Origin of the sequence: Arthrobacter sp. Y81 (assembly GCF_002929335.1) — a bacterium.
Taxonomy (GTDB): Bacteria; Actinomycetota; Actinomycetes; order Actinomycetales; family Micrococcaceae; genus Arthrobacter.
Window position 1 is genome coordinate 134,763 of the sequence record NZ_PJIL01000001.1, and the last position, 18,317, is coordinate 153,079.

Consider the following 18,317-nt stretch of genomic DNA (forward strand, 5'->3'; position numbering starts at 1 on the left):
CCCCGCCGCGCTGACTTTTCCCGGTAAGTCACCTCCCTCTTCCCGTAACCCAAGACTTCAGAATTTAGAGAACAAGAGAGAACAGGGACCATATGTCCAGCGAATCCTCCTTCGGCCTCATGCAGATCGGCCTCGCCACCGCGGAAGACATCCGTGGCTGGTCTTACGGCGAGGTTAAGAAGCCGGAAACCATCAACTACCGCACGCTCAAGCCCGAGAAGGACGGCCTCTTCTGCGAGAAGATCTTTGGCCCGTCCCGCGACTGGGAATGCTACTGCGGCAAGTACAAGCGCGTGCGCTTCAAGGGCATCATTTGCGAGCGGTGTGGCGTTGAGGTCACCCGTGCAAAGGTCCGCCGTGAGCGCATGGGCCACATCGAGCTGGCCGCCCCGGTCACGCACATCTGGTACTTCAAGGGTGTTCCGTCCCGCCTGGGCTACCTCCTTGACCTGGCACCGAAGGACCTCGAAAAGGTCATCTACTTCGCTGCCTACATGATCACGAGCGTCGACGCCGACAGCCGTCACGAAGAACTGCCCAACCTGCAGGTTGAGCACGACATCGAGAAGAAGCAGCTGGTCGACAACCGCGACTCCGACATCGCCACGATCGCCCGCGATCTCGAGAACGAGCTTGCCCGTCTCGAAGGCGAAGGCGCCAAGGCTGCCGACAAGAAGAAGGCCCGCGATTCCGCGGACCGTCAGATGGCCAACGTGCGTAAGCGCGCCGATGCCGACATCGAGCGCCTCGAGCAGGTCTGGGACCGCTTCAAGAACCTGAAGGTCGCCGACCTCGAAGGTGACGAAGGCCTGTACCGCGAGCTGCGCGACCGCTACGGTATGTACTTCGAAGGCTCCATGGGTGCCGAGGCCATCAAGAAGCGTCTTGAGAACTTCGACATGCAGGCCGAGTCGGACTCACTGCGCGACATCATTGCCAACGGCAAGGGCCAGCGCAAGACCCGTGCCCTGAAGCGACTGAAGGTTGTCAACGCATTCCTGACCACCAACAACAGCCCGCTCGGTATGGTGCTGGATGCCGTCCCGGTGATCCCGCCGGAACTGCGCCCCATGGTCCAGCTGGACGGTGGCCGCTTCGCGACCTCCGACCTCAACGACCTCTACCGCCGCGTGATCAACCGCAACAACCGTCTCAAGCGCCTGCTTGACCTGGGTGCTCCGGAGATCATCGTCAACAACGAGAAGCGCATGCTTCAGGAAGCTGTTGACAGCCTCTTCGACAACGGCCGCCGTGGCCGTCCGGTCACCGGACCGGGCAACCGTCCGCTGAAGTCCTTGAGCGACATGCTCAAGGGCAAGCAGGGCCGCTTCCGCCAGAACCTCCTGGGTAAGCGCGTCGACTACTCCGGCCGTTCGGTTATCGTTGTCGGTCCGCAGCTGAAGCTGCACCAGTGTGGCCTGCCGAAGCAGATGGCACTGGAGCTCTTCAAGCCGTTCGTGATGAAGCGCCTGGTTGACCTCAACCACGCCCAGAACATCAAGTCAGCCAAGCGCATGGTTGAGCGTTACCGTCCGCAGGTCTGGGACGTTCTCGAAGAGATCATCACCGAGCACCCAGTGCTGCTGAACCGTGCACCTACCCTGCACCGCCTCGGCATCCAGGCGTTCGAGCCGCAGCTGGTGGAAGGTAAGGCAATCCAGCTGCACCCGCTGGTTTGTGGCGCCTTCAACGCTGACTTCGACGGTGACCAGATGGCAGTGCACCTGCCGTTGAGCCCCGAAGCCCAGGCTGAAGCACGCATCCTGATGCTGTCCTCGAACAACATCCTGAAGCCGTCTGACGGCCGCCCGGTGACGCTTCCTTCGCAGGATATGATCATCGGTCTCTACCACCTGACCACCAAGCGTGTCGGTTCAGCTGGCGAAGGCCGAATCTTCTCCTCGGTTTCGGAAGCCATCATGGCGTTCGACCTGCACGAGCTGCACCTGAACTCCCAGGTCAAGATCCGTCTTGAGGGCTTCGTCCCGTACGCCGGCTGGGAAGCTCCGGAAGGCTGGGAGCCGGGTCAGACCGCTCTCGTCCAGACCTCCCTGGGCCAGGTCATCTTCAACGAGACCCTGCCCGAGGACTACCCGTGGGTTGAGGCTGTTGCTGACAAGGGCGAACTGTCCCGCATCGTCAACGACCTCGCCGAGCGCTACCCGAAGGTTGTTACCGCGGCAACGCTGGACAACCTGAAGGATGCCGGTTTCTACTGGGCCACCCGTTCAGGCGTCACCGTTGCTATCTCCGACATCGAGGTTCCGGCCGAGAAGCCGGTCATCCTTGCCGGTTACGAAGAGCGCGCTGCCAAGATCCAGGGCCAGTACGACAAGGGCCTGATCGACGACGACGAGCGTCGCCAGGAACTGATCGAGATCTGGAACAAGGCAACCAACGAGATCGCCCAGGTCATGCGCGACAACCTGTCGCCGATGAACACCATCAACCGCATGGTGTCCTCCGGTGCACGTGGTAACTGGATGCAGGTTCGTCAGATCGCGGGTATCCGTGGCCTGGTGGCCAACCCTAAGGGTGAAATCATCCCGCGTCCGATCAAGTCCTCCTACCGTGAGGGCCTGTCGGTGCTGGAGTACTTCATCGCGACGCACGGTGCCCGTAAGGGTCTGGCTGACACCGCCCTGCGTACCGCCAACTCGGGTTACCTGACCCGTCGTCTGGTGGACGTCTCGCAGGACGTCATCGTCCGAGAAGAGGACTGCGGCACCGAGCGCGGCCTCGTCACTCCGATTGCCGTGGCTGACGCCAACGGCGAGCTGGTGCTGGACGAGAACGTTGAGAACAGCGCGTACGCCCGTACCCTGGCCGTGGATGTCGTTGACTCCAAGGGCAAGGTCCTGGCTGCCGGCGGCACCGACTGCGGCGACGTCGTCATTGCCGAACTGTTCGCAGCCGGTATCACCGAGGTCAAGGTCCGCTCCGTACTCACCTGTGAGTCCAGCGTCGGCACCTGCGCCCTGTGCTACGGCCGTTCGCTGGCCACCGGCAAGACCGTGGACATCGGCGAGGCCGTGGGCATCATCGCCGCACAGTCCATCGGTGAGCCGGGTACCCAGCTGACCATGCGTACGTTCCACACCGGTGGTGCTGTTTCCGCCAGCGGTGGCGACGACATCACCCAGGGTCTGCCCCGTATCCAGGAGCTCTTCGAAGCACGTACTCCGAAGGGTGTCGCACCGATTGCAGAAGCAGCCGGCCGCATCGCCATCGAAGAGTCCGAGCGTCAGATGCGCCTGGTCATCACTCCGGATGACGGCAGCGAAGAGATCGCTTACCCGGTCCTGCGCCGCTCACGCCTCCTGATTGAAGACGGCCAGCACGTCACGGTGGGCCAGAAGCTCATCAACGGTCCGGTCGACCCCAAGCAGGTTCTGCGCATCATGGGCCCCCGTGCTGCACAGAAGTTCCTGGTGGACGAAGTCCAGGGCGTGTACCGCAGCCAGGGCATCGGTATCCACGACAAGCACGTCGAGGTTATCGTTCGCCAGATGCTGCGCCGCGTCACGGTCATCGAGTCCGGTGAATCCGACCTGCTCCCCGGGGAGCTGGCCGAGCGCAGCCGCTTCGAAGACGCCAACCGCCGTGTTGTGTCCGAGGGCAAGACTCCGGCTTCCGGACGTCCTGAGCTCATGGGTATCACCAAGGCATCCCTGGCCACCGAGTCCTGGCTGTCCGCAGCTTCCTTCCAGGAAACCACCCGCGTCCTGACGCAGGCGGCCATGGAAGGCAAGAGCGATCCGCTGCTCGGCCTCAAGGAAAACGTCATCATCGGTAAGCTCATCCCCGCCGGCACGGGTCTCCCGCGCTACACGGAGGTCACGGTGGAACCGACTGAAGAAGCAAAGGCCAACCTGTTCACAGGTCCCAGCGCATTCAGCGACTTCTCCTACGACACCCTGGGCGGCGACGGAGCTCCTGAGTTCCACGCCATCCCGCTGGATGACTACGATCTCGGCAGCGACTTCCGCTAACCGCTAGTTCGTCGTCAGGCCCCGACCCGCTCCGCTGGAAACAGCGGAAGCGGGGCGGGGCCTTTTCCGTTGGGCCAGGGCCGCCGATTAAGGCCTGGCGGCCGTCCATGTTAGACTGGATACCAATTGTTATTGTGGCAGTGGATGAGTGCGCCGGTTGAGCTGAAAGGCTGAACCTGAGCGACGTTTCCGGTTTGCAGGGTTCTTGTGCAACGTATGCCACATTTTTGCATGCCTAGGGGCCGTTGCTGACGTGAGTCAGGTTCCCCGGTGTGCGATCCGACTATTAAGGCTTCGCCTCAGCTGCTCTGGAGATTCTTCAAAGCTCGGGCGGCGGGGCAAAGCAAAAGGAGAGCGGCTGTCAGCGGCCGCTCCGGATAAAACGGAGAACACGAGAGTGCCTACGATTAACCAGCTGGTCCGAAAGGGCCGCACGCCTAAGGTCAAAAAGACCAAGGCTCCCGCGCTTAACGGCAGCCCGATGCGCCGCGGTGTTTGCACCCGCGTCTACACCACCACCCCGAAGAAGCCGAACTCGGCTCTGCGTAAGGTTGCACGTGTGCGCCTTAACGGTGGCGTTGAAGTCACTGCCTACATCCCCGGTGTAGGCCACAACCTCCAGGAGCACTCCATTGTGCTCGTCCGTGGCGGTCGTGTGAAGGACCTTCCGGGTGTCCGCTACAAGATCGTCCGTGGCGCCCTCGATACCCAGGGTGTGAAGAACCGTAAGCAGGCCCGCAGCCGCTACGGCGCAAAGATGGAGAAGAAGTAATATGCCTCGCAAGGGTCCGGCCCCCAAGCGGCCGCTAGTTCTAGATCCCGTATACGGCTCCCCGCTGGTCACCCAGCTCATCAACAAGGTGCTCGTAGACGGCAAGAAGTCCACCGCTGAGCGCATCGTTTACGGTGCACTCGAAGGCGCCCGCGCCAAGTCCGGCGGCGACCCCGTTGCAGCCCTCAAGAAGGCCATGGAGAACGTCAAGCCTTCCCTCGAGGTCCGCTCCCGCCGCGTCGGTGGCGCCACCTACCAGGTTCCGGTTGAGGTCAAGCCGGGCCGCTCCACGGCCCTCGCCCTCCGCTGGCTGGTCGGCTACTCCAAGGCCCGCCGCGAGAAGACGATGACCGAGCGTCTCCAGAACGAAATCCTGGATGCATCCAACGGCCTCGGTGCCGCTGTCAAGCGTCGCGAAGACACCCACAAGATGGCCGAGTCCAACAAGGCCTTCGCACACTACCGCTGGTAATACTTCCCGGACGCCGCCGGCTCTGACGAGCCGGCGGCGAACGTGTAGTCCATCCGAAAGGGAGACACCGTGGCACAGGACGTGCTTACCGACCTTAGTAAGGTCCGCAATATCGGCATCATGGCCCACATTGATGCCGGCAAGACCACCACCACCGAGCGCATCCTGTTTTACACAGGTGTGAACCACAAGATCGGCGAAACGCACGACGGCGCTTCGACGACCGACTGGATGGAACAGGAAAAGGAACGCGGCATCACCATCACGTCTGCCGCCGTGACCTGCTTCTGGGACAACAACCAGATCAACATCATCGACACCCCCGGCCACGTGGACTTCACCGTTGAGGTTGAGCGCTCACTGCGCGTCCTCGACGGCGCCGTCGCCGTTTTCGACGGCAAGGAAGGCGTGGAGCCGCAGTCCGAGACTGTCTGGCGCCAGGCTGACAAGTACAACGTTCCGCGTATCTGCTTCGTCAACAAGATGGACAAGCTCGGCGCTGACTTCTACTTCACCGTGGACACCATCATCAGCCGCCTCGGCGCTAAGCCGCTGGTTATGCAGCTGCCGATCGGTGCCGAGAACGACTTCATCGGCGTCGTGGATCTCCTTGAGATGCGCGCACTGGTGTGGCCCGGCGACTCCAAGGGTGACGTCACCATGGGTGCCAAGTACGAGGTCCAGGAGATCCCCGCTGATCTCAAGGCCAAGGCCGAAGAGTACCGCGCAACGCTCGTCGAGACCGTTGCCGAGGCTACGGAAGAGCTGATGGAGAAGTACCTCGAAGGTGAAGAAATCACCGTCGAGGAGCTCAAGGCCGGCATCCGCAAGATGACGATCAGCTCCGAGCTGTACCCGGTGTTCTGTGGTTCTGCCTTCAAGAACCGTGGCGTTCAGCCGATGCTCGATGCCGTCGTCGACTACCTGCCGAACCCGCTCGACGTCCCGCCGATGATCGGTCACGATCCCCGCGACGAAGAGAAGGAACTGACGCGCAAGCCTTCTTCCGAAGAGCCGTTCTCGGCCCTGGCGTTCAAGATCGCTGCCCACCCGTTCTTCGGCCAGCTCACCTTCATCCGCGTGTACTCCGGTCACGTGGAAGCAGGTTCCCAGGTGGTCAACTCCACCAAGGGCAAGAAGGAGCGCATCGGCAAGCTGTTCCAGATGCACGCCAACAAGGAAATGCCCGTCGAGGGCGCTACCGCCGGCCACATCTACGCAGCGATTGGCCTGAAGGACACCACCACAGGCGACACCCTGTGCGATCCGGCCAACCAGATTGTCCTCGAGTCCATGAGCTTCCCGGAGCCCGTGATCTCGGTTGCAATCGAGCCGAACACCAAGGGTGACCAGGAGAAGCTCTCCACGGCCATCCAGAAGCTCTCCGCTGAGGACCCGACCTTCCAGGTCTCCCTCAACGAAGACACCGGCCAGACCATTATCGCCGGCATGGGCGAGCTCCACCTGGACATCCTGGTGGACCGCATGCGCCGCGAATTCAAGGTCGAGGCAAACGTGGGCAAGCCCCAGGTTGCTTACCGCGAAACCATCAAGCGCGCTGTAGAGCGTCATGACTACACGCACAAGAAGCAGACCGGTGGTTCGGGTCAGTTCGCAAAGATCCAGATCGCCATCGCGCCTTTGGACACTTCCGACGGCGAGCTGTACGAGTTCGAGAACAAGGTCACTGGTGGCCGTATCCCGCGCGAATACATTCCGTCTGTTGATGCAGGTATCCAGGATGCACTGAACGACGGCGTCCTGGCCGGCTACCCGGTCGTCGGCATCAAGGCCACGCTGATTGACGGCGCGTACCACGATGTTGACTCCTCGGAAATGGCGTTCAAGATCGCCGGCCGTATGGCTTTCAAGGAAGCCGCACGCAAGGCGAACCCCATCCTGCTCGAACCGCTGATGGATGTCGAGGTCCGCACCCCTGAGGAATACATGGGTGAAGTTATCGGTGACCTCAACTCCCGCCGTGGCCAGATGCAGTCCATGGAGGATGCCCAGGGCGTCAAGGTTATCCGCGCGCACGTCCCGCTGTCCGGCATGTTCGGCTACATCGGCGACCTGCGTTCAAAGACCCAGGGCCGCGCTGTGTACTCCATGACGTTCCACAGCTACGCCGAGGTCCCGAAGGCATTTGCCGACGAGATCATCCAGAAGAACCGCGGCGAGTAGTCCACCGGACTTTCAAAGCGACAAACTCGGGTGCGTTTCCGGTTCCGGAAACTAGCCCGGTGCAGATGGCCGTGTCAGGCCAGCCCGGTTTCCGGCCATCTGCACGAACAGGCTCGAGGGACTAGTATTAGTTCCTGAATCTGCAATTTCATCAATCCAAAGCCCCCCAAGTAGACTTACTGAAGTTTCGCCGCGACAAGCGCGGTCGAAGGGTAAGTCATTTGAAAACGTTCTAGGAGGAACCTGTGGCAAAGGCAAAGTTCGAGCGGACTAAGCCGCACGTTAACATCGGCACCATTGGTCACGTTGACCACGGTAAGACGACGTTGACGGCCGCGATTTCCAAGGTGCTGTACGACAAGTACCCGACACTCAACGAGCAGCGCGACTTCGCGTCTATTGACTCTGCTCCCGAAGAGCGTCAGCGCGGCATTACCATCAACATCTCCCACGTTGAGTACCAGACCGAGAAGCGCCACTACGCACACGTAGACGCTCCGGGTCACGCTGACTACATCAAGAACATGATCACCGGCGCTGCACAGATGGACGGTGCAATCCTCGTGGTTGCCGCCACTGACGGCCCGATGGCTCAGACCCGCGAGCACGTCCTGCTCGCCCGCCAGGTTGGTGTTCCCTACCTGCTGGTTGCACTGAACAAGTCGGACATGGTCGATGACGAAGAGCTCCTCGACCTCGTCGAAATGGAAGTTCGCGAGCTGCTTTCGGCTCAGGGCTTCGATGGCGATGAGGCTCCGGTCGTTCGCGTTTCCGGTCTGAAGGCTCTCGAAGGCGACCCGGTTTGGGTCAAGTCCGTCGAGGACCTCATGGAAGCTGTCGACAACTCTGTGCCGGACCCGGTACGTGACCGCGACAAGCCGTTCCTGATGCCGATCGAAGACGTCTTCACGATCACCGGCCGTGGCACCGTTGTTACGGGCCGCGCCGAGCGTGGAACCCTCGCCATCAACTCCGAGGTCGAGATCGTCGGCATCCGCCCGGTCCAGAAGACCACGGTTACCGGTATCGAGATGTTCCACAAGCAGCTCGACGAAGCATGGGCCGGCGAGAACTGTGGCCTCCTGCTCCGCGGTCTGAAGCGCGACGATGTCGAGCGTGGCCAGGTTGTCGTCAAGCCGGGTTCCATCACCCCGCACACCGACTTCGAGGCTAACGTCTACATCCTCTCCAAGGACGAAGGCGGGCGTCACAACCCGTTCTACTCCAACTACCGCCCGCAGTTCTACTTCCGCACCACGGACGTAACCGGCGTTATCACCCTGCCGGAAGGCACGGAAATGGTTATGCCTGGCGACAACACTGAGATGACCGTTGCGCTCATCCAGCCCATCGCCATGGAAGAGGGCCTCGGCTTCGCTATCCGCGAAGGCGGCCGCACCGTTGGTTCGGGACGCGTTACCAAGATCCTCAAGTAATACTTGCTGATCAGGGATCAGTACGCCGTCTGACGGTCGTCTGATCCTTATCAACAGCCCCGTTGCGTTTACACGCAGCGGGGCTGTTTTTTGCTAGAGTTAGTCCAGTCGCTGGATAAACTGCATCGAAGGTCGTTTGCGGCGATTCACCGAAAGGAACCGAGATGTGGTCCGCCCTCATGACGCTTCTGCTCATCATTGCCGCCGTACTCCTGATCGTCTCCCGGCATTCCGTCCGCCAGCTTAAAGCCGCCGCGGGCGACGCCTACCGGAACGGCTTCATGGCAGGCCACGTGCAGGGGTGGAATGACGCCAACATGGCTGCCCGGTTACCGCGGCAGGTTGCTGCCGAGGCGCCAATGACAGCAGCAGGCCATGCGGTCGGCTTGCCTGCCTTCCCACCGGCAGAGCCAGCTGTCCCGCCTGCCGAGGCACCGGGCCCACCAATAGAGGCGGCGGTGCCGATGCCGGGCCTGGTGCCGGCCGCACTCGCGGAGCAGCCGTTCGCGCACCTGCCGACGTTGGCCGCTCCGAATGATCGGCCATCGTTGGACAAGCCATTCTTTGACGGGCCATCCTTGGACGCGCCATCCTTGGACGGGGCTCCGTTCGAAGAGTCTCCGGCCGAACGGCTGGCCCGCAAGGAGAAACGCGAACGGCAGAACATCAACGTCACGCTCTATGTTGCCAGTCTGTTGCTGGTGGCAGCGGGGGCGCTCTTTGTGGGCACAAGCCTGCCGGCTGTGCTGCGTTTTGCCGGCGTTTGCCTCATCACGGTGCTCTTCTATGGCGCAGGATTTGCACTGCACGCAAAGGCTCCGAGACTGCGTCCTGCCGCCGTAGCCTTTGCCGGAACCGGGCTTGCGCTGGTGCCCGTCGCGGGCCTGGCGATGTATAACTTTGCCGTCCAGGACGGTCCCCTCGCGTGGCTCCTGACCTCCGTTGTTGGAACGCTGGCCTACGTCGCTGCTGCTCTTCGGCTCGAAAGCCGCGTACTGGTGTATCTGTCCCTCACGTTTGTGGTTTCGACGGCGTGGTCAGGAGTTGCCGTACTGGGTGCTTCGCTCATTTGGTACTTCGGGGCCATGATCGGCTTCGCCGCGGCGATGACATTGGTAACGCTGATGAAGCCCCGCTGGGTCCCGCCCCTGTTCCTGCGTCCCATCATGCTTCTCGACCCGTTCGTTGTCCCGGCAGTGGCCGTTGCGGCAACGGTTCTGCCGCTGCACTTGGATCGAGGCGAGTTCGCCCTGATCATGGCACTCTGCGGAGCATACTTCGCGCTGGCGGCCGCCGTGCCGTCCGCTGTGCACCGTCTGCCAAAGATCTATGGTGCGCGGCTGGCGATGACGATTGCGGCTTCGGCCTGGGCCTGGCACCTGACCGGTACTGTCACCTGGGGCCTCGTAACGGCCGGATCCCTTCTGGCCCTGCAATCGGTGGTGACGGCCGCGTGTGCGGCCACACTGCAGCGGTGGTGTCCGGGCCGGGGAGGAGAACGGCACTGGCGGGCTGACTCGTTCTGCACCTTTGGAGTGCAGCTGCTGATGGTCGTGCTCATGCTGCTGCCGGTTCCCGGCAGCCAGGATGGCCTCTTGTTGTGGGCGGTGCTTGCCAGCGTAGCCACCGGCATGGTGATCGCGGTCAAAGCCGGGGGAGTCGCTGAGTGGGCGCCGCCGGCAGCGCTGGCCACGGGCATCATCGCAGGCGCGCAGCTGGGGCCGTGGCTGAACTTCACCATCCTGGCGGCCGGCACGCTTTTTTGGGCCGTGCGGTCGGCGGGTACCCGTTCGCCGATGCGCCCGCAGTTCATCCTTTCTGCGCGGATAGCGGGCACCTTGGCCGTTCCAGTCCTGACCTCCGCTGTGATGGAGGGGAACCCTGAAGTGCTTGCTGCTGCTATCTTCGCCCTGTCGCTGGCTCTCGTGCTGCAGCAGCTAGCATCGGCCGCGGCGGAGCGTGCCGGCGCCGCGGTGCTTGCCCCCGTGCCCACACTGGTCGGGTTTACCGCTGCCGGGATAGTTGCCGCCGTGGCCCTGGCCGCCACGGACACCACCGCCGGGAACCTGCTTTTGGCCACAGCCCTCGTGGTTCAGCTCGTTGCGTCGCTGGCGACGGGCACGGTCCTGTTCCCGCGCATTGGCTTGGGCGTTCCCTGGCAACCGACGACAGCGGAGGCGTTGCCCCTGGCAGTCTCGGCGGCTGTCGTGCTGGCCTCCTACACGAGTGTTTCGCTCGGACTGGGCAACGGCGTCCTGCTGCTCGTCGTCCTGTATCTTGGCGCCTCGGCCCTGCGCTCAACGGCGGCCATCCGGCGGTGGGCCTACTGGTGGATGGGCCGGGCTGCGGCAACGCTCCTGTTGGTTCTTGCTTATGGGCAGCTCCAGGAGTCCACAGGGCCGGTGGTAGTCGGGGGTCAGGAAATTTCGCTCGCCACAGTCCTGATTGTTGCTTTGGGGATTCAGCTCGTGTTCCCGCTGACCGCCGCTATGCGCGACCGGGCTCCGGACGCGGTGGTGGCCGACGTCGCCCTTGTTTTGATGCTGCAGACCGCCGCCCTGGCGGCGGCCCTGATTCTGCCCCACACAGCGGCGGTCGAGGGAACTTGGGACTGGCAACGAACCCTCACCATCACCGTGATGGCCCTTAGTGCAGCTGCCTCGGGATACGTGTTCCGTGACCTGGCGGCGGCGGCAGCCTTTGCGCCGTCCATGCTGGCGGTCTTGCTTGTCTGCAGCGGTGACCGCCCGTCCGACGTCGAACTTCTGCTGGGCATCTTCGCGGCCTTCAGCGCCGCCATGGTTGTGGCGGTGGAACCGCGACAGGCGAAGGGTGCCTACTTTGCCGCGGCCCGCCTACTGACTGCGGCGCTGGCGGTGGTCTTCAGCTTCGACATCACGGCGTCCGGCACCGTAGTGTCACTCACCTTCGCCGGCGTGCTGGCGTTGCAGCACGTTGTCCGCTGGTTAATGCGGCACCGGCTGGGGCAAGTGCCATTCCAGGACGCCGCGGTATGGGTAACCCTCGGGGCGCAGGCAGTCCTGCCCGCGCTGTACGTGATCCAGGGCGCTGGCGTCTCCGCCATCTACGCTGCCGAAGGTGGACGGGCAGTTGTCCTCGTTGAGTTGCTGCTGCTGGTGCTTGGTGCCCTGGCCGCCCATCGGCTGTTCGCGGCACGTGGGGCGCTCTACCTTTGCGTGTACGGGGGAGTGTTCGCCGTCATCGCATCGGGACCGGCACTGCAGTTCGGGGCCGGAACCGTCCTCGCCGCGCCGCTTCTCAGTTGGGACGGCGTCCCCCTGGCCCTCCTGGCCGCGTCACTGGCTTTCAACATCGCGGGCATTGCACGGCAACGGCACCGCGACGGTTCACGCGAAGCTGGCGTGGACCGCTGGTTCTGGCTCGCCGGGGCAGCTGCTCCCGCCCTCACCGCCGGACTTGTCGCCGGCCAGGCTGCGGACTGGATTACCGGCGCTACCCTCGTGGTGCTGGCCGCCACCGGGTTTACGGCATCGCACGTGGAACGCACACCGTTGCTGTATCCGCTGGCCGCAGCACTTGTCCTGGCCGGGGCGACGTTGATTGCCGCCGCCGTGTTTCGCGGTACCGAGGGGCCGTGGGGCGCCTATCTGCCCTGGCTGGCCGGATGCGGGCCGGCGGCATTGGTTCTCTACGGGGCCAGCTTCGCGCTCAGTGATCAGGACGGAGTGCGGCGGAGGACCCTGGTTTCCGCAGCGGCGCTCGGGCTGGCAGCGGCAGCGGTGACGGGAATGGTGCGCGATGCCACGGCTCTGACAGCGGCTCTACTCGTGGCTGCAACCGTGTCCGTGGCCGTGAAGGAAGTTCCGGTCCGGGCGCGGAGGCTGGCTCTCGAGATTGGCGCGTTCCTGGTGACCCTGGCGGTGCAGCGGGCCGTCCTCATCACGGATGGCCACCTGCAGGCGCCGTTCTGGGCGGTGCAGTGGTACGTCCTGCTGGCCGCAGCCCTCGCCGCGCCGCGTTTCGCTGCCGGATACCGGGCAGCGGGCCGAGTCCTCCTGGGGGCGGGCGCCGCACTGCTTGGCCTGAGCGGGCTGGGCATTCTGTTTGGCGGATCCGGCGGCCAGCAGCTGTGGGTGCTGGCCCTGCACGCGGCACTGCTGCTGTCCGGACTGCTTATCGGAGAACGGATGTTCGTCTGGTGGGGTGCGGCCGGTGTCGCACTGTGCCTGACGTGGGCGCTTCGGTCCTATACCTTCGCGCTGCTGGCGCTGATCGCCGTCGGGCTCATAGCCTTTGCCCTGTGGAAACTGGCCCGCGCCAAGCCGGAGGCGCCGGCAGACGAAGGACCGCAATCCGAGGCCCAGCCGACCCCCGACGGGCGGGATCGCTTGCACTGAAGCCTTGGTAAGGTGGCTGACAACGAAAGGACAGCATCATGGAATGGATTATTTTCCTCCTGGTTGCCGCTGCGGTAGTCGCCGGAGTTTTTTGGGCGAAGAAGCACTTCCGCCAGGAGATCGACCGCGCCAAGCGCATCAACCGGGCCAACAAGAACCAGTAGGCCCGCGCTCAGGTCTTCCGTGCCCTGCTGAGCGCCTGGAACCAGTAGAAGGATTCCTTGGGTGTGCGCTCCTGCGTGTCAAAGTCCACGTGGATCAGCCCGAAGCGCTGGGAGTATCCAGCCGCCCACTCGAAGTTGTCCAACAGCGTCCACACGTAGTAGCCCAGCAGCTTCACGTCCTCGGCTATACCACCCGGGGACGTGGCCGCAATCGCGTGACTCAAATGGTTGGCCAGGTATTCGATTCTCTTTGTGTCGGCAATCGGACCGGACACGTGCTCAGGCTCCGGAAAGCTGGCTCCGCTCTCTGTGATGTAGAGGGGCGGCAAGGCATCGCCGTACCGGTCCTTCATTTCGCGGAGAAGGATGCCGAGGTGCTCCGGGGCCACCGGCCAGCCGAACCCGGTGGTCTCGTACTCCGGGTAGCCCACTTCGTGGAAGGGCAGCCGGGACAGTGCCGCAGAATTGTTCGCCGGTACGCTGACCGTCCCGCGGCCCATGGCCACTTTCACGGGGTAGTAGTAATTGAGTCCGTAGAAGTCCAACGGCTGGTGGATGGTCCGGAGGTCGGCGTCGGAGATCTTGCCCATGGAGCGGAACCACGGCCGGACCACAAGGGGCAGTTTCGGGTAGCGGCCCAGCAGGACGGGGTCCGCGTAGACACGGTTCATCAAGGTGTCGAAAATCCTCGCCACCATCCTGTCGCCGGGCTTGCCTGTTGCCGGCCGGACAGGGGAGTGGAGGTTGGTGACGCCTACCCCACCGGTGACGCCTGCGGCCCGCAGGGCCTGGACCGCGAGGCCGTGCCCCAGCAGCTGATGGTGAATAGACGGCAGGGCATTGAACAGGAGATCGTGGCCCGGGGCATGCACGCCCAGCGCATATCCGTTGAGGGTCACCGAAACCGGTTCATTCAAGGTGACCCACTGGGCAACCCGGTCGCCGAACCTTTCCCCTGCGGCTGCGCTGTACTCGGCAAAACGCTCCGCCGTGGACCTGTTCATCCAGCCGCCGCTGTGTTCGAGCGGCAGGGGCGTGTCCCAGTGGTACAGCGTGGCCATCGGTGAGATGCCGGCGTCGAGCAGCTGGTCGATCAGCCGGTCATAGAAGTCGAGGCCCTGGCTGTTGAAAGGGCCGCGGCCGTCAGGCTGGATCCGGGGCCAGGAAATGGAGAACCGGTAGGAATCGATGCCCAGCTCGCGCATCAGGGCAACGTCTTCGCCGGAGCGGTTGTAATGGTCGCAGGCAACTGCAGGGGAGTGGCCGTCCATGATGGTGCCCGGCTTTTCGGCGAAGGCATCCCAGCCGGAGGGTCCGCGCCCGTCAGCTTTTAGCGATCCCTCGATCTGGAACGCGGCGGCCGCCACACCCAGGGTGAACTCCGGATCCAGCCGTCCGGCCAGGCTCTGCAACGCCGCAGAGTTCTGCACAGTCATGTCCCTATCATCCATTCGACTGTTGCTGAAGGCAATGACCGGCGGCAAGGCTCCGCATAGCCTGATTGGCTTCTGCCCATAAAATCCGGCATACTAGATGAGTTGTTCAAGCGCTCCTTCGCGTCCCGATCCGGATAATGCCGGGTGTCAGGGTCCAAGTAGGAGACCAAACATAACCCACTCCCCATGGAACTGCGGACGAGTACGCGTGCTGAGCGCGACACGCCCGACCGCGGGGGTCGGTTACGCCGGCAGGTTGAGGAACCCGGATTTTTCCGGATTCAGCTTGTGCGGCGGGTGGTAGTTACGACTTCAAATGCTTCGGCAGCCATGCAACGAGTAAGTAAACAGGGCAGCCCTAATCAGGGGAAGCACAGACTGAAAGAGAGTCAGGCGACATGGCGGGACAAAAAATCCGCATCCGGCTGAAGTCATACGACCACGAGGTCATTGACGTTTCAGCACGGAAGATCGTTGAGACGGTCACGCGCGCAGGCGCAACGGTAGTTGGCCCCGTGCCGCTGCCGACGGAGAAGAACGTGTACTGCGTTATCCGCTCTCCGCACAAGTACAAGGACAGCCGCGAGCACTTTGAAATGCGCACGCACAAGCGTCTGATCGACATCATCGACCCCACGCCGAAGGCTGTTGACTCGCTTATGCGTCTCGACCTGCCGGCTGACGTGAACATCGAAATCAAGCTGTAGGGAGGTGCTGAGAGACTATGACCGCAACCCGTAACGTAAAGGGCCTGCTGGGCACGAAGCTCGGCATGACCCAGGTCTGGGACGAGAACAACAAGCTCATCCCCGTCACTGTTGTCCAGGCTGACTCAAACGTCATCACCCAGCTGCGCAATGCAGAAGTTGATGGCTACGTCGCCGTTCAGATCGGCTACGGCCAGATCGATCCCCGCAAGGTCACCAAGCCGCTGGCTGGTCACTTTGAAAAGGCAGGCGTCACGCCTCGCCGTCACGTCGTCGAACTCCGTACCGCAGATGCTGCCGAGTACGAGCTGGGCCAGGAGCTCTCTGTTGAGGTCTTCGAAGCCGGCCAGAAGATCGACGTCGTTGGCACCACCAAGGGTAAGGGCTTCGCCGGTGTTATGAAGCGTCACGGCTTCCACGGCGTTGGAGCTTCCCACGGTGCACACAAGAACCACCGTAAGCCCGGTTCAATCGGTGGCGCATCCACCCCGAGCCGCGTCTTCAAGGGCATGAAAATGGCCGGCCGCATGGGCGCCGTTCGTCACACCACGCTGAACCTCACGGTTCACGCAGTTGACGTCGAGAAGTCGCTGCTCCTCATCAAGGGCGCCGTTCCCGGTGCCCGCGGCCAGGTCGTCCTCGTACGCACCGCCGTGAAGGGAGCCTAGTTCAATGACTAGCACTGTCAAGGTTGACCTGCCTGCAGAGATCTTCGACGTACAGACCAACGTGCCGCTGCTGCACCAGGTCGTCGTTGCCCAGCTCGCTGCTGCTCGCCAGGGTACCCACAAGACCAAGACCCGCGCTGAAGTTTCCGGTGCAGGCCGCAAGCCGTTCAAGCAGAAGGGCACCGGCCGCGCCCGTCAGGGTTCAATCCGTGCTCCTCACATGACCGGTGGTGGCGTTGTCCACGGCCCGACCCCGCGTGACTACAGCCAGCGGACCCCCAAGAAGATGATTGCTGCTGCACTGCGCGGCGCACTGTCTGACCGCGCCCGTAACGGCCGCATCCACGTTGTTGCTGAACTGGTAGCCGGCACCAAGCCGTCCGCCAAGGATGCACTGGCAACGCTGCGCGGCGTGTCCGAGCGCAAGAACCTGCTCGTTGTCATCGAGCGCGCCAACGATGTTGCCGCACTGTCCGTGCGCAACCTCGCAGATGTTCACGTTCTGTACGCAGACCAGCTGAACACCTACGACGTGCTCGTCTCTGACGACGTTGTCTTCACCAAGGCTGCCTATGAGGCATTCGTTGCCGCCAAGGCAAAGAACGAGGAGGATGCCAAGTGAGTGCAGCCACCATCAAGGACCCGCGCGACGTTGTGCTTGCACCCGTCGTATCGGAAAAGAGCTACGGCTTGATCGATGAGGGAAAGTACACCTTCCTGGTGGACCCCCGCTCGAACAAGACCGAGATCAAGCTGGCTGTGGAGAAGATTTTCTCCGTCAAGGTCGACTCGATCAACACCATCAACCGTGCCGGTAAGCGCAAGCGCACCAAATTCGGATGGGGTACCCGCAAGAACACCAAGCGTGCAATTGTGAGCCTCAAAGAAGGCACTATCGACATCTTCGGCGGTCCGCTCTCGTAGCGGAGACCACTTTAACGAGGAAATAAATTATGGGAATCCGTAAATACAAGCCGACTACACCGGGCCGTCGTGGCTCGAGCGTAGCGGACTTCACTGAAATCACGCGGTCGACGCCGGAAAAGTCGTTGGTACGTCCCCTCCCGAAAAAGGGTGGCCGTAACAACACCGGTAAGATCACGACCCGTCACAAGGGTGGTGGCCACAAGCGCCAGTACCGTCTGATCGACTTCCGTCGCCACGACAAAGACGGCGTTGACGCCCGCGTTGCCGAAATTGAGTACGATCCGAACCGTACGGCTCGCATCGCCCTCCTGCACTACGTTGATGGCACCAAGCGTTACATCATCGCCCCGAACAAGCTGTCCCAGGGTGACTTCGTAGAGGCCGGTGCCAACGCTGATATCAAGCCTGGCAACAACCTGCCCCTGCGCAACATCCCGGTGGGTACCGTTATCCACGCAGTTGAACTGCGTCCGGGTGGCGGCGCCAAGATGGGCCGCTCCGCCGGCGCATCGATCCAGCTCGTTGCAAAGGAAGGCCGCTTCGCCCAGCTGCGTCTGCCTTCCGGCGAAATCCGCAACGTTGACGTGCGCTGCCGCGCCACGATCGGCGAGGTCGGCAACGCCGAGCAGTCGAACATCAACTGGGGCAAGGCCGGCCGTATGCGGTGGAAGGGCGTTCGCCCGACCGTCCGTGGTGTCGCCATGAACCCGGTTGACCACCCGCACGGTGGTGGCGAGGGTAAGACGTCCGGTGGACGTCACCCCGTCAACCCGAATGGTAAGCGTGAGGGCCGCACCCGCCGCCCGAACAAAGAGAGCGACAAGCTTATTGTGCGTCGTCGTCGTACTGGCAAGAACAAGCGATAGGAGCCTGGACACATGCCACGCAGCCTGAAAAAAGGTCCTTTCGTTGACCAGCACCTCTTTGTGAAGGTGGACAGGGAAAACGAAAAGGGCACCAAGAACGTTATCAAGACCTGGTCCCGCCGTTCGATGATCATCCCCGACATGCTCGGGCACACGATCGCCGTGCACGACGGACGCAAGCACATCCCGGTGTTTGTCACCGAGTCGATGGTCGGGCACAAGCTCGGCGAATTCGCTCCGACGCGGACATTCCGCGGCCATGTCAAGGACGACCGTAAGGGCAAGCGCCGCTAGGCGCCTGCACTTACGTCAAA

14 protein-coding genes are annotated in these 18,317 nt (G+C 62.8%); 13 read left to right on the top strand and 1 reads right to left on the bottom strand.

Annotated elements, in window-relative coordinates; translation table 11 throughout:
• The first annotated feature begins 92 nt into the window (after positions 1-92).
• The 7 genes from CXQ91_RS00675 (at position 93) to CXQ91_RS25175 (ending at position 13,399) form a co-directional block, all read left to right on the top strand.
• Positions 93-3,992: a DNA-directed RNA polymerase subunit beta' gene (locus tag CXQ91_RS00675; RefSeq protein WP_104172026.1), complete on the top strand. Its 3,900-nt coding sequence runs from the start codon at positions 93-95 to the stop codon at positions 3,990-3,992.
• Between the two features lie 397 nt (positions 3,993-4,389).
• Entirely contained in the window at positions 4,390-4,764 is a 375-nt protein-coding gene (gene rpsL / locus CXQ91_RS00680; protein WP_011692814.1) for a 30S ribosomal protein S12, read from the top strand.
• A gap of 1 nt (position 4,765) precedes the next feature.
• A complete protein-coding gene (rpsG, locus tag CXQ91_RS00685) occupies positions 4,766-5,236 on the top strand; it encodes a 30S ribosomal protein S7 (protein WP_011692813.1) in 471 nt (156 codons plus the stop codon).
• A gap of 69 nt (positions 5,237-5,305) precedes the next feature.
• Positions 5,306-7,420, top strand: coding sequence for an elongation factor G (fusA, locus tag CXQ91_RS00690; RefSeq protein WP_104172027.1), 2,115 nt, complete (start codon positions 5,306-5,308; stop codon positions 7,418-7,420).
• Positions 7,421-7,665: 245 nt separating this feature from the next.
• Positions 7,666-8,856, top strand: coding sequence for an elongation factor Tu (gene tuf / locus CXQ91_RS00695; protein WP_069949303.1), 1,191 nt, complete (start codon positions 7,666-7,668; stop codon positions 8,854-8,856).
• Between the two features lie 164 nt (positions 8,857-9,020).
• On the top strand, positions 9,021-13,235 hold the full coding sequence (locus CXQ91_RS00700) for a hypothetical protein (RefSeq protein WP_104172028.1): 4,215 nt from the start codon (positions 9,021-9,023) through the stop codon (positions 13,233-13,235).
• Between the two features lie 38 nt (positions 13,236-13,273).
• Entirely contained in the window at positions 13,274-13,399 is a 126-nt protein-coding gene (locus CXQ91_RS25175) for a hypothetical protein (RefSeq protein ID WP_258073772.1), read from the top strand.
• 8 nt (positions 13,400-13,407) lie between these two features.
• On the opposite strand, the gene CXQ91_RS00705 is transcribed toward CXQ91_RS25175, so the two are convergent.
• Complete coding sequence (locus tag CXQ91_RS00705; protein ID WP_104172029.1) at positions 13,408-14,835, bottom strand: GH1 family beta-glucosidase; 1,428 nt, start codon at positions 14,833-14,835, stop codon at positions 13,408-13,410.
• Positions 14,836-15,233: 398 nt separating this feature from the next.
• Here CXQ91_RS00705 and rpsJ point away from each other — a divergent pair, with 398 nt between their 5' ends.
• From rpsJ to rpsS, 6 genes are read left to right on the top strand one after another with little or no spacing between them, the layout of a single operon-like run.
• Positions 15,234-15,542: a 30S ribosomal protein S10 gene (gene rpsJ, locus CXQ91_RS00710; protein ID WP_003803825.1), complete on the top strand. Its 309-nt coding sequence runs from the start codon at positions 15,234-15,236 to the stop codon at positions 15,540-15,542.
• A 17-nt stretch (positions 15,543-15,559) separates the two neighbouring features.
• Positions 15,560-16,210, top strand: coding sequence for a 50S ribosomal protein L3 (gene rplC, locus CXQ91_RS00715; RefSeq protein ID WP_102973689.1), 651 nt, complete (start codon positions 15,560-15,562; stop codon positions 16,208-16,210).
• Positions 16,211-16,214: 4 nt separating this feature from the next.
• Positions 16,215-16,832, top strand: a complete 618-nt coding sequence (gene rplD, locus CXQ91_RS00720) for a 50S ribosomal protein L4 (RefSeq protein ID WP_104172030.1) — start codon at positions 16,215-16,217, stop codon at positions 16,830-16,832.
• Positions 16,829-17,134, top strand: a complete 306-nt coding sequence (gene rplW, locus CXQ91_RS00725) for a 50S ribosomal protein L23 (protein ID WP_024366132.1) — start codon at positions 16,829-16,831, stop codon at positions 17,132-17,134. The genes rplD and rplW overlap by 4 nt, the downstream gene beginning before the upstream one ends.
• 29 nt (positions 17,135-17,163) lie before the next feature.
• On the top strand, positions 17,164-18,003 hold the full coding sequence (rplB, locus tag CXQ91_RS00730; protein WP_104172031.1) for a 50S ribosomal protein L2: 840 nt from the start codon (positions 17,164-17,166) through the stop codon (positions 18,001-18,003).
• Between the two features lie 12 nt (positions 18,004-18,015).
• On the top strand, positions 18,016-18,297 hold the full coding sequence (rpsS, locus tag CXQ91_RS00735; protein WP_011692805.1) for a 30S ribosomal protein S19: 282 nt from the start codon (positions 18,016-18,018) through the stop codon (positions 18,295-18,297).
• Positions 18,298-18,317 lie beyond the last annotated feature (20 nt).